At 66.3% G+C, this 11,313-nt stretch carries 12 protein-coding genes; 3 read left to right on the top strand and 9 right to left on the bottom strand.

Annotated elements, in window-relative coordinates; translation table 11 throughout:
• Window positions 1-12 precede the first annotated feature (12 nt).
• From ASV56_RS14585 to ASV56_RS14560, 6 genes are all read right to left on the bottom strand, one after another.
• Window positions 13-744: an HAD-IA family hydrolase gene (locus tag ASV56_RS14585; RefSeq protein WP_062562760.1), complete on the bottom strand. Its 732-nt coding sequence runs from the start codon at window positions 742-744 to the stop codon at window positions 13-15.
• Window positions 745-922: 178 nt separating this feature from the next.
• Window positions 923-1,834, bottom strand: coding sequence for a 2-hydroxyacid dehydrogenase (locus ASV56_RS14580; protein ID WP_062562759.1), 912 nt, complete (start codon window positions 1,832-1,834; stop codon window positions 923-925).
• Window positions 1,834-3,207 carry an aspartate aminotransferase family protein gene (locus tag ASV56_RS14575; RefSeq protein ID WP_028712719.1) on the bottom strand — a complete coding sequence of 458 codons (1,374 nt, stop codon included), beginning with the start codon at window positions 3,205-3,207 and terminating at the stop codon, window positions 1,834-1,836. The genes ASV56_RS14580 and ASV56_RS14575 overlap by 1 nt, the downstream gene beginning before the upstream one ends.
• Before the next feature lie 14 nt (window positions 3,208-3,221).
• Window positions 3,222-4,031 (bottom strand): GNAT family N-acetyltransferase, encoded by an 810-nt coding sequence (locus tag ASV56_RS14570; protein ID WP_062562758.1) that lies wholly within the window; start codon window positions 4,029-4,031, stop codon window positions 3,222-3,224.
• A 115-nt stretch (window positions 4,032-4,146) separates the two neighbouring features.
• Complete coding sequence (gene argE / locus ASV56_RS14565) at window positions 4,147-5,253, bottom strand: acetylornithine deacetylase (RefSeq protein WP_062562757.1); 1,107 nt, start codon at window positions 5,251-5,253, stop codon at window positions 4,147-4,149.
• On the bottom strand, window positions 5,237-5,599 hold the full coding sequence (locus ASV56_RS14560; protein WP_062562756.1) for a cupin domain-containing protein: 363 nt from the start codon (window positions 5,597-5,599) through the stop codon (window positions 5,237-5,239). Before ASV56_RS14560 ends, argE begins: the two co-directional genes overlap by 17 nt.
• Before the next feature lie 194 nt (window positions 5,600-5,793).
• Here ASV56_RS14560 and ASV56_RS14555 point away from each other — a divergent pair, with 194 nt between their 5' ends.
• A complete protein-coding gene (locus ASV56_RS14555) occupies window positions 5,794-6,459 on the top strand; it encodes a haloacid dehalogenase type II (RefSeq protein ID WP_156429192.1) in 666 nt (221 codons plus the stop codon).
• Entirely contained in the window at window positions 6,456-7,739 is a 1,284-nt protein-coding gene (locus ASV56_RS14550; protein WP_062562754.1) for an NAD(P)/FAD-dependent oxidoreductase, read from the top strand. The genes ASV56_RS14555 and ASV56_RS14550 overlap by 4 nt, the downstream gene beginning before the upstream one ends.
• Window positions 7,740-7,758: 19 nt before the next feature.
• Here the strand turns inward: ASV56_RS14550 and ASV56_RS14545 are convergent, their stop codons facing one another.
• On the bottom strand, window positions 7,759-8,670 hold the full coding sequence (locus ASV56_RS14545) for a GNAT family N-acetyltransferase (RefSeq protein WP_216635395.1): 912 nt from the start codon (window positions 8,668-8,670) through the stop codon (window positions 7,759-7,761).
• Between the two features lie 203 nt (window positions 8,671-8,873).
• On the opposite strand from ASV56_RS14545, the gene ASV56_RS23990 reads away from it, so the two are divergent.
• Window positions 8,874-9,236: a hypothetical protein gene (locus ASV56_RS23990; protein ID WP_172823776.1), complete on the top strand. Its 363-nt coding sequence runs from the start codon at window positions 8,874-8,876 to the stop codon at window positions 9,234-9,236.
• Window positions 9,237-9,379: 143 nt separating this feature from the next.
• On the opposite strand, the gene ASV56_RS14540 is transcribed toward ASV56_RS23990, so the two are convergent.
• Window positions 9,380-9,859, bottom strand: a complete 480-nt coding sequence (locus tag ASV56_RS14540) for a hypothetical protein (protein WP_156429190.1) — start codon at window positions 9,857-9,859, stop codon at window positions 9,380-9,382.
• Window positions 9,860-9,879: 20 nt separating this feature from the next.
• Window positions 9,880-11,006, bottom strand: a protein-coding gene (locus ASV56_RS14535; RefSeq protein ID WP_156429189.1) for an IS3 family transposase whose coding sequence is annotated in 2 segments (ribosomal slippage) — window positions 9,880-10,742 and window positions 10,742-11,006 — 1,128 coding nt in all. Because the reading frame shifts where the segments join, the coding sequence is not laid out codon by codon here.
• Between the last annotated feature and the right edge of the window lie 307 nt (window positions 11,007-11,313).

Raw genomic sequence — 11,313 nt, 5'->3', positions numbered from 1 at the left:
GGGCGGGTGAAGTCAGTTGTCGAAGGCCTTGTCGGCGGCCTCGGCCAGGTCGATCAGTGCGTGGAAGTGGTAGTCGGGTTCGGTGAATTCCGCGGGTTCGATGGTCCCGCCATAGCCTTTCTGGGCATGCCGGCGCTGGATCCAGGCATTCGTCATGCCCAAGGCGCGCGAAATGCCGATGTCGTGGTGCTGGCTTTGCGCGGTATGCAGGATGTCGTCCTTGGTCCCGCCATTCTTGCCGACGAAGTCGAACACCTGCCGGAAGAAGGCCGGATCGGGCTTTTCGGTGCCGGTATCGTCGGTGGTGAAGCTGGCCCAGAAGGGATTGCCCAGCTTTTCCTCGTATTTCTCGAAGGCCCAGCGGCGGGCATTGGTCATGGCGATCAGCTTGTAGCGCGCCTTCAGCCGGGCCATCGCCTGGACGCTGTCGGGAAAGGGCTGCGCCTCGCCCACGGCGTCGATCATGAACCGGCGGTTTTCCGGCGTGTCGGGCAGGCCGGTCGCTGCCGCGATCCGACCGTAGCAGCGGCCCAGGTCGTCCGGGAAGCGCAGCGCGTCCGGCTGATAGCGGGCGTTGCGGTAAACCGCCAGCGCCTCCTCGCCGTCGACGGTCATGCCGGCATCGGCCGTGATCGTCGCCAGCGCGCCGGTGATCGCACCCTCGAAGTCGATCAGCGTGCCGACCACATCGAAGGTGACATAGGAAAAGCGGTCCAGGGGTCTTGCCGCCGTCAGGGTGGCCATGGGGTGAGCTTCCTTTCGCAGATGCCGCGGGCCGCGGCGGTCAGATCGGCGGACGCGCGGGTCGTCACATCCCCTCACATCCAGATTGCGCCATTCCGGGGCTGCAAAACGCCGAAACGGGCGGCCGGCGCAGCAGATTCTTTCGTATTGGGCGGGGGCGCGGCATATCGCGAGCGCCCTAGTATCCCCGGCTGCGGTCCACCAGCCCCGGCACCGGCTGTCCGTCACGGTCGGCGCGGATGACGGCCAGGGCGTGGCGCGCGCCTTCCTCGGCATCGGTATGGGCGGCTATATGCGGGGTGATCAGCACGCGCGGATCGCGCCAGGCCCAGTGATCGGCGGGCAAGGGTTCGGGGTCGGTCACGTCCAGCATGGCGGCAGAAAGCCGCCCGCCGTCCAGCGCCCGGCGCAGCGCCGCCATGTCCAGCTGCGCGCCGCGCCCGGCATGGACCAGTTCCGCGCCCTGCGGCAGCCGGTCGAAGAAGCCGCTGCCCATCAGGCCGCGGGTTTCGTCCGTCAGCGGCAGCAGGCAGACCAGGATATCGGCCCCGGCCAGAAAGGCGTCCAGCCGATTCGCGCCGAAGATCTCGACCTCTTCGACCGGCCTGCCCGAGCGGCTGTATCCCGAAACGGCAAAGCCCAGGGCTTGCAGGCTTGCGGCGGCCAGACGCCCGATCCGGCCCATGCCCATGATGCCCACGCGCCGCGTGCGCGCCAGCCGCGCCGGGCGGGGCTGCCATTCGCCGCGCGCGGCATGATCCAGATAGAACGGCAGATCCCGGTGCAGCGCCAGCGTGGCCATGACCACCCAGTCGCGCACCATCGCCTCGATCCCCGGCGCGATGGTGCGCGACAGCGCCACGCCCTCCGGCAAGGCCGGGAAATGGTCGGTGCCCGCCCCGACGCAGATCACCGTGCGCAGGTTCGGATAGCGCGCCAGATCGGCGGGCGGCGTCCAGCAGGCCAGATGCGTGACCTGCGCGGGGTCTGTCACGCTGGCCTCGTTGGGGATGAAGCCCTCGCCCGCCTCGGCGAAGATGCGCCCCCAGACAGGGCCGCGTTCGGGGGTGGAATGCAGCAGCAGCGCCATCAGCGCAGGACCGCGCGGATTTCCGGGTCTTCCAGCGTCAGATCCAGCACCTTGCGGGTGCGGGCGACGATCTGGTCGATCTGGTCCTCGGTGCAGCACAGGGGCGGCGCATAGCCGAAGATGCCCTGCGCAAAGGACCGCACGATCAGCCCCTGTTCCCAGGCCCGGTCGAACAGCCGCGTGGCGGGCTGGACCTCGGGCGGCAGAGGGGTCCTGGCCTCCTTGTCCACGACCAGCTCGACCGCCGCCAGCATCCCCCTGCCCCGCACATCGCCCACCAGCGGATGATCGCGCAGGCTTTCCAGCCCGGCCTGCAACCGCGCACCTGCGCGGCGGCCGTTTTCCAGCAACCCGCCTTCGTAGAGCGCCAGCACCTCCAGCGCCACGGCGGCGCTGACCGGATGCGCGGAATAGGTGAAGCCATGGCCCACGGCCTTGGCCCCCGCACCGTCGGCGATGGTCTCATAGACATGGTCGCGCATGAAGACCGCGCCCATCGGCACATAGCCCGAGGTCAGCCCCTTGGCCGTGGTCATCAGGTCGGGAACGATGCCCTCGTCCTCGCAGGCGAACAGCGGGCCGGTGCGGCCAAAGCCGGTGATCACCTCGTCGGCGACGAACAGCACGCCGTATTCGGCGCACAGATCGCGCATTGCCCTGATCCAGCCCTTGGGCGGCACCAGCACGCCGCCCGAGCCCTGGATCGGCTCGACATAGAAGGCGGCGACGCGGTCGGGACCGAGCGATTCGATCTTCGCCCGCAGTTCCGCGACCGAGGCCTCGGTCACGGCCTGCGGATCGCGGCCCGCCGGGTTGCGATACAGGTCATGCGACGAAATCTTGTGCTGCCAATCATAGGGCACCCCGAAGCCGTCGTGGAAACCCGGCAGCGCCGTCAGCCCCGCCCCCATGGTCGTCGAGCCGTGATAGCCGTTGGCGACCGAGATGAACTGGTCGCGGCCCGGCTGGCCCTTGGCGTGCCAGTAATAGCGGATGAAGCGGATAGTGCTGTCCACCGCGTCCGATCCGCCCAGCGTGAAATAGACGTGGTTCAGATCGCCCGGGGCGCGTTCGGCCAGGGCGGCGGCCAGGCGGATCGGCGCCTCGGCGCCCAGGTCGAAATAGCCGGTGGCATAGGGCAGCTTGCGCATCTGCTCGGCGGCGGCCTCGACGATGCTTTCGTGGCCATAGCCCGCGTTCACGCACCACAGGCCCGCGAAGCCGTCGATCAGGGTGCGCCCCTCGCTGTCGGTGACGGTCGCGCCCTGCCCGCCGGTCAGGATGCGCACGCCGCGCTGTTCGTGCCCGCGAAAGGACGAAACCGGGTGGATCAGGTGCCGGCGGTCAAGCTCGGCCAGGGAATTGCTTAGCATGGGGGTCTCCGGGTTCAGCCCAGGGCTTGCGAGATCAGGGCCTGGGTCGTGGGTGCGGGGGTGCGCAGGTTGCGGGTCATGGCGGTGCCGCCGCCGGCATGGGCCAGGCCCAGCGTCGCCGCGAAGCCGCCAAGACCCTGTTCCGCGCGCAGATCGACACGCAGGAAGCTGCCTTCGCAGCGGCGCGCGGCCTCGGCCAGCAATGCGCGGGCGGTGGCGGTGTCGGGGGCGACAATCGGCCCGACCACGCGGCCCCGCCCGAAATCGCGCAGCAGGGCAAAGCCGGCATCGCAGGTCAGGACCTCGCCGCCGCCGGCGATGTCGCGCAACAGGGATGCGCGGTCCATGCCGCTGGCGGCGCGGTCGGCATCGGCGAGCCGGTCGATATCGGCGGGACGGCCGGTGGCGACGGGCCGTTCCGGCGCGGTTGCGACAGCAAGGCCCTGATGCTGAACGATCTGGCCGCTGGCCCGGAAGCCGAGTTTTTCGTAAAGCGGCAGCCCGTCCGTGGTGGCGATCAGGCGCATTTCGCGGTCGCCGGCCAGGGCGATGATCGCCTCCATCAGCGCGCGGCCCAGGCCACGCCCGCGCATCGCCGCGTCGACGATGATCATGTTCAGCGTGGCGACTGCGCTGAAGGGCGAACACAGCGCGGTGCCGACCACGCGGCCTTCGTCCAGCGCCACGACGCCCTGCGATACGGACAGGGTCAGCGCCCAGTCCTCTGCCCGGTGGGGCCAGCCGGCCTGCTGCGACAGGCGCAGCGCCTGCGGCAGATGGGCGGGGGTAAAGGCGGCAAGTGCAGGGGTGATGGTCGTGGTCATGCGGTTTGTCCTTCTTGGCACCATCCTGCCACGGGCGCGCCCGCAGGATTGCCGATCTGGCAAGGGCGCGCGGCATGTCCTGCGGATCGCAGGACTGCCGCCGCAGAAAATGCTGTCATGGGCAGAGCCGCCGCCCCAGGCGACGGATCAGGGCGCAGGCGTCCTGCAATTCGGCCATCGTCAGGTATTCCTCGGGGCGGTGCGCGCGGGCGATGTCGCCGGGGCCGCAGATGATCGCGGAGATCCCGGCCTGCTGGTAAAGCCCGGCCTCGGTGCCATAGCTGACCGCGCCCAAGGGCGTCGCGCCCGTCAGCTCGGCCAACAGCCGCGCCAGCGGGTGAGCGCCGTCAAGCGCAAGCGCCGGATAGGAGGACAGCCAGTCCACGGCCAACCCCCCTGCCGCCGCGACCACCGGCTCCAGGACCGCCCGGGGATCGACGCCGTGGATCGCGCGGGCCTCGATCTGCGCCTCGGCGCGGTCGGGGATGATGTTGACGGCCTGCCCGCCCGCGACGGTGCCGATCTGCAGGCTGGACCAGGGCGGCGCGAAGCGCGGGTCCTGCGGCCCGGATTGCAGCGCCACGGCCTGCGCCGCGGCTGCGTTCAGCGCCGGCAGCAGCGCGTGGATCGCGTTCGCGCCCAGGTCGGGGCGCGAGGAATGCCCCGCCATCCCCGTCGCCACCAGCCGCAGCGCCGCCTTGCCCTTGTGCGCCAGCACCGGCACCAGGCCGGACGGCTCGCCGATGATCGCCCCCAGCGGCGGCGCGCAAAGCCCGGGCAGGGCCGCCAGCAGATGCGGCACGCCCCGGCAGCCCGCCTCCTCGTCATAGGAAAGCGCGATATGGACCGGCGCGGACAGCGGCATCGCGACCAGTTCGGGCACCATCGCCAGGGCGGCGGCGACAAAGCCCTTCATGTCGCAGGCCCCGCGCCCGATCAGCCGGTCGCCGTCGCGGCGCAAGACGAAAGGATCGGCCCGCCAATCCGGTTCGCCCGCCGGCACCACGTCCAGATGGCCCGACAGGACATGGCCGGGGCGCGAGGCGTCGCCGATGCTGGCGAACAGGTTCCAGCGGTCGCCCTCGGGTCCGGGGACCAGCGTGGGCTCGATCCCGTGCCCGCGCAGATAATCCGCCACGAAGCCGATGATGTCGCCGTTCGGGCCGCCCACGACACTGGGAAACCCGACCAGCCGGGCCAGAAGATCAGTCGGCGAAGACATAGATCTTGCGCACGGTTTCGATGGTTTTCCAGATACCTTTGAAGCCGGGCTTCATCAGGAAGCTGTCGCCTGCGGTGAAGCGGCTTGTCTCGCCCCCGTCCTCGGTCAGATCGACCACCCCGGAGAGGATATGGCAGAATTCCAGCGCCTCGCCCTTGGCGGAACGGGTGGTGCCGGGCGTCGCTTCCCAGATGCCGGTGCGGATCTTCGACCAGTTGCCCAGGGGCACCTCGTCCAGGGCCCAGGTCTTGAAGGCGGGGGTGCCCTCGATCAGTTTCTCTGGGGCGGCCACGTCCTCGCGCGGGGCAAAGGCCGGGGCGGTGTCGATGGGGGTCAGCAGGGTCATGGGGTTCCTTTCCGTTACGCCGCCAGCCTGGCCCGATCCGCGCAGGGTCGGGCACCGTTGTCGGGTCATGGGCGGCAGGGCCTGCCGTCCATTGCCGGAATTTCGCAATCTCCTGCCGTCAGGCGCCCGACTGCCGCATGCGCTGTCGCAAGACCGCGCCAATGATGGATCAAACGGACCAACAGGAGGCCCCCATGGCGCTGCGCCCGAAATTCATTACCTTCGACTGCCACGGCACGATGATCTTCTTCGACATGGCGGGCGCCGCGCGCGACCATTACGGCGCGCAGCTCAGCGGCCCGCAGATGGAGAAATTCATCGCCAATTTCGCGGCCTACCGCCTGGACGAGGTGCTGGGCGCCTGGAAACCCTATGCCGAGGTGGTCCACAACGCGCTGGAACGCACCTGCAAGCGCAACGGCATCGCCTTCGATCCCGCGGTGGCCGAAGACATCTATGCCCGCGTGCCGACCTGGGGGCCGAACCTTGACGTGCCCGCGGGGCTCACGCGCATTGCCGGGAAGATCCCGCTTGTCGCGCTGACCAATTCGATGAACGACCAGATCCCGCACAACATCGCCAAGCTGGGCGCGCCCATCGACCATGTTTTCACCGCCGAAAGCGCGGGCGCCTACAAGCCGCAGATGCGGGCCTTCGAATATATGTTCGACCAGCTTGGCTGCAGCCCCGAGGACGTGCTGCATGTGTCGTCATCCTTCCGCTATGACCTGATGACCGCGCATGACCTGGGCATCCGCAACAAGGTCTGGGTCAATCGCGGCCATGAGCCGGCCAATCCCCATTACGGCTATATCGAGGTCAGGGACATCTCGGGCCTGGCCGAGGTGGTGGGGCTGTGACGAAATACGCATCCTATTGGCACGATGGCGTGCCCCCCTTTGCGGGCGCCGAGGCCGGCCCGGTCGAGGGCCGCTTCGACGTGGCCGTGATCGGCGGCGGCTTCACCGGGCTGAACGCCGCCCGCAGCCTGGCGAAAGCCGGGGTGCGCGTGGCGCTGCTGGAGGCCGAGCATGTCGGCTGGGGCGCGTCGGGCCGCAATGGCGGGCATCTGAACAACGGCATCGCGCATGGCTATGCCGATGCCAAGGCGCATCTGGGGGCAGAGTGCGCCCATGCCCTGTATCGCGCCTATGACCGGTCCATCGACATGATCGAGCAGATCGTGGCCGAGGAAGGCATCGCCTGCGATTTCCGTCGGTCCGGCAAGCTCAAGCTGGCCTCCAAGCCCAGCCATGTCGCGGGGCTGCGGGCGAATTTCGACCTGATCCATGCCGAGGTCGATCCCGACACCCGCTGGCTGGACCGCGACGAGGTGCGAAGCGAGGTCGGGTCCGACAGCTTCCACGGCGCGATGCTTTATGAGAAATCCGCGATGATGCATATGGGCCGCTATGCCCAGGGGCTTGCCACAGCGGCGCACCGCCACGGCGCGCGGATCTGGGAAGGCGCGCCCGTGACCGGCAGGACAAAGCTGGCCGATGGCTGGCAGGTGCAGACGCCGCGCGGCAGCCTGACCGCGGACCGCGTGATCGTGGCGACCGGGGCCTATGGCACGACGGCGCCCTTGCGGCATTTCCGGCGGCGTATCATCTCGGTCGGGTCGTTCATCATTGCCACGCGGCCCCTCACCAAGGCAGAGGTCGCCACCACCTTGCCCGGCGACCGGACCTGCGTGACCTCGATGAACATCGGCAACTATTTCCGCCTGTCGCCCGACCGGCGGCTGATCTTTGGCGGGCGGGCACGGTTCTCGGCCCGGTCGGACCAGACCTCGGACGCGAAATCGGGGACGATCCTGCGCCGGTCCATGGCCGCGATCTTTCCGCATCTGGCGGATATTCCCATCGATTATTGCTGGGGCGGGCTGGTGGACATGACCAAAGACCGCTTCCCCCGTGCCGGAGAGGTGGACGGCATGATCTATGGCATGGGCTACTCCGGCCATGGCGCGCAGATGTCCACGCTGATCGGGCAGGTCTTGGCGGACATCGCCCTGGGCCAGCGCGGCACGAACCCGCTGGAGGGCCTCGCCTGGCCCGCGATCCCGGCGCATAGCGGCAAGCCCTGGTTCCTGCCGCTGGTGGGGTTGTGGTTCGGGCTGAAAGACCGGCTGTCCTGATCGCGCGGGGATGGAAAGGCTACCCCAGCGAATGCGACGCCAGGCCATAGGTGACCGCCCCTTCCGTGGCACGACGGTGGGGGCCGATGCACATTTCCGTAACCGTGTCGAAGGCCAACAGCCCGGCATCGGTCAGGAAGGACAAGAAGCCCTCGCTGTCCACCGGCGTATCGAGGCGCGTGAAACGTCCGGCATTCGCCCGGATCAGCGGGGCGATCAGGGCTTTTGCCATGGCGTCCCCCTCTGCCACGACGGGACCGATCACCGTGCCTTTGCCGAAATCGCGCTGTAGCGCAAAGCCGCAAACGGCACCGTCGCGCAGCGCGACCGTGCCGCTCGACAAGGGCAGCAGCGCATCCAGCACCCGCGTTCGCTTTGCGCCATAGGCGTTCGCATCCAGGGCCCGAAGGCCCGCGTCATCCTCTGCCCGCAGATCGCGGACCAGGATGCCGAGCGCGTCAACGGGCCCGATATCCCGCGCCATGCCCTGCTGCTGGCGGATGATGCCCACCGGCCGGAACCCCGCCGCCGTATAAAGGCGATACCCCGAATGCGTCGCGCTGAGCCGCAGATCCCGGCCCGCGCAATCGGCCATCACCCGCTGCAGCAGCCACTTGCCCGCCCCCCGCGCCTGCAACCGCGGCACCGTGACCATCATCCCCAGCATGGCGAAATCGTCGCCCGTGTGGAAATACATGGCCGATCCAAGGGGACGGCCGATCTCGTCGACCGCCAGGTAGCCCTGTCCCAGCGACAGGAACAGCTCCAGGTCGCGGGGACGGTGCGGCCACAGCACGCCCACCGTCAACTCGTGCAGCAACTGCCGCTGCGCCATGCGCAAGGGTTTGGCGCTGGCATCATAAGCGTCGATGCGCAAATGCGGCAGGAGGTTGCGATCGCCTGCCGCCAAGCCCGCTTCGTTCTGGCCCATGTTGCCCCGCTTCAAGACTATTCCCTGGGCAGTATGCCCGCTGTCCTTCGCCATTTGATGCCGTATCACGGGGTGCAGGACAAAGATCGTGCCGCCGGGCCTGGTGGCCCGATCGGGTGCGCCCGCATTGCTGGTGCTGAAATCTTCTGTCCCAGGGTCCGGGGAAGCGCTGCCTAGCGTGCCGGCATGGGGGATGCGGACAGTTGCGCGCTCGTCGCGTCCTCCTGGACCAGGAAGTCGACCACCGTGCGCGCGACAGGAAGCTGGCCGCGCTGCTTCGCGCCGAAACTGTTGCACGGGCCACGGTGAATTCGGCCCTTCAATGGCTCCAGAACCGGACCGTAGCAAAGGAAACGCGCGCCATAGCGGCGATCTTCGCGGCAAAGCACGGTGTGGCACAGCAGAAGCGGACAGTGCGCACCTCATATGAAGACGAACCCTCCGATTATGTCCGCAGTGCTATCCTATATTCTCCGAAGTATCTGACAGTAGTGGAGAAGAAGACCTGCAAACGGGCTTGGGGTGGCCATAACGCGATCAATACGCTGATCGCTCAGACCATCTAGCAGATGCCCGCTCACAAAATAATTCTAAGGAGAGATGCCAATATCCAGGCGACGCTAGAGCCGGAGGTAGAGCATCGCGCGGTTCCGCTGACGAAGTAAATGGCTCGGTGCGACGAATAGTCTGCGCGTAGATCGGTCTGGCCTTACTGATCAAAAAGTGACTGTTGCCCGATATTCGCTTCATACTCTGAATACTGACCGAGTATCGCCCGGACCGCTTCCGGCGGAAATGGATCAGCCAACTTATCACCATTGAATTCCAAGACGCGTAACACTCGCCGGTTTTTGGGACGTCCGTCCGTATTCTGGAATGCCCACTGCACCTTGAGGTTGTCCAGCACTTCCACGTGAAGCGCCTTGTTCTTCACCTTATACCAGAATTCGGTATCTTCGATGATGAAGTAGCAGTCTCGCCTGATCTGGTCCTTTCCCTTCCACTGTCGCGTCTTCTGGTCTTCCCTGTCCCAATTCGGTGAAGTGACATAGATGCTTTCGATTGACACAGACCATTCAGGCGGCTCTTCATCTTTCGGCTTCCTCGCGGGTTTCTGAGCACGCTCTGGAAAGGAGTTGCGAGGAATGGGGAAATCGTCATCCGGTGTGAAGCCCTGGACTGCCCCCACCGAGTGGTCCGGGTTGATTGTTAGTGCATCGTCGGCCGCTGGTCTATTGGGATGACGGCTTCCGGTGCGGGTGGGCGGTATCCCAGGGAGCTGTGCGGCCTGACAGTGTTGTAGTGGCTGCGCCATCGCTCGATGAGGATCTGGGCCTCCCTGAGCGAATAGAAGACTTCTGCATCCAGGAGTTCGTCGCGGAATCGAGCGTTGAATCTCTCGCAATACCCGTTCTCCCAGGGTGAACCCGGCTCGATGAACGCGGTCTTGGCACCAACTGCGCCGATCCAGCCCTGCACCTTCTTGGCAATGAATTCCGCGCCATTGTCGGACCTTATGAACGCAGGCGGGCCACGCAAGATGAACAGATCCGTCAGGGCGTCGATTACGTCGGTGGAATTGAGCCTGCGGTTTACACGGATCACCAGCGCCTCCTTCGTGAATTCGTCGATGATATTGAGCGTCCGAAACAGCCGTCCGTCATGTGTCCGGTCCTGAACGAAATCATAGGACCAGACGTGGTTCGGGTGCTCCGGCCGGAGACGGACGCAGGACCCGTCGTTCAACCAGAGCCGACCCTTCTTTGCCTGCTTTTGCGGGACCTTCAGCCCTTCACGCCGCCATATCCGTTCCACGCGTTTATGATTTACATGCCAACCGGCGTTGTTCAGCAATCCGGTGATCATCCGATAGCCATATCGCCCGTAGGTGCGAGCGAGCGTGATGATGTCTTCCGTCAGCCGTTCTTCGTCCGGGGCGCCGCAAGGAACCTTGCGTTGCGTCGAGCGGTGCTGCCCGAGGATGCGGCAGGCGCGGCGCTCGGATATGCCGAGCGCCTGCCGCACATGGTCAATGCACTGGCGACGGCGCGAAGGGCTTAGAAGTTTCCCCGTGCAGCCTCGCTCAGGATCATCTTGTCCAAGGTCAGATCTGACACCGCGCGCCGCAACCGCTGGTTCTCCGCCTCAAGCTCCTTGAGACGCTTCAGCTGATCCCGGTTCATGCCGCCATACTGCTTGCGCCAGCGATAATACGTCGGCTCGGTCACGCCGATCTGCCGCACCGCGTCGGAAATTGCCATTCCCTGTCCATGAAGCACTTCAATCTGTCGAAGCTTCAGAACGATGTCTTCCGGTTTGTCTCGCTTGCCTGCCATCTGATGGTCCTCCTGAACAGGATATTTCTATCCCAGTGGGTGGACCACTTCAGTGGGGGCACTCCAGTCTTCGATACAGGCAGTATAGAAATCAGCGCGGGCATCAACTCTTCCTTACAGGTATCACTCTCGCTCATTGTCGGTGCTTCCGGCGATCCTTCGATCACTTCAACGCGCGTATTCTCTTCGTCTGGTTCCGTGGTCTCCTCCGACGCGCCCTCAATCAAGGTGCGGTGATACTCCCCGAATGATTTTGCCCACTCAGATGGGGAACGGCCTGTCAACCCTTCCACGTAAGCTCCGCCTA

The organism is Paracoccus aminovorans (assembly GCF_001546115.1).
In the GTDB taxonomy this organism is placed as follows: domain Bacteria; phylum Pseudomonadota; class Alphaproteobacteria; order Rhodobacterales; family Rhodobacteraceae; genus Paracoccus; species Paracoccus aminovorans_B.
Note: the sequence above shows the minus strand (reverse complement) of the source record. Positions and strands in the feature narration are given on the sequence as shown.

Coding starts and splice junctions, on each gene's coding strand:
- ASV56_RS14575 (WP_028712719.1), bottom strand. CDS start 3,207: ATGCTAAGCAATTCCCTGGCCGAGCTTGACCGCCGGCACCTGATCCAC.
- argE (WP_062562757.1), bottom strand. CDS start 5,253: ATGTCTTCGCCGACTGATCTTCTGGCCCGGCTGGTCGGGTTTCCCAGT.
- ASV56_RS14560 (WP_062562756.1), bottom strand. CDS start 5,599: ATGACCCTGCTGACCCCCATCGACACCGCCCCGGCCTTTGCCCCGCGC.
- ASV56_RS14545 (WP_216635395.1), bottom strand. CDS start 8,670: ATGGGCCAGAACGAAGCGGGCTTGGCGGCAGGCGATCGCAACCTCCTG.
- ASV56_RS14570 (WP_062562758.1), bottom strand. CDS start 4,031: ATGACCACGACCATCACCCCTGCACTTGCCGCCTTTACCCCCGCCCAT.
- ASV56_RS14585 (WP_062562760.1), bottom strand. CDS start 744: ATGGCCACCCTGACGGCGGCAAGACCCCTGGACCGCTTTTCCTATGTC.
- ASV56_RS14555 (WP_156429192.1), top strand. CDS start 5,794: ATGGCGCTGCGCCCGAAATTCATTACCTTCGACTGCCACGGCACGATG.
- ASV56_RS14580 (WP_062562759.1), bottom strand. CDS start 1,834: ATGGCGCTGCTGCTGCATTCCACCCCCGAACGCGGCCCTGTCTGGGGG.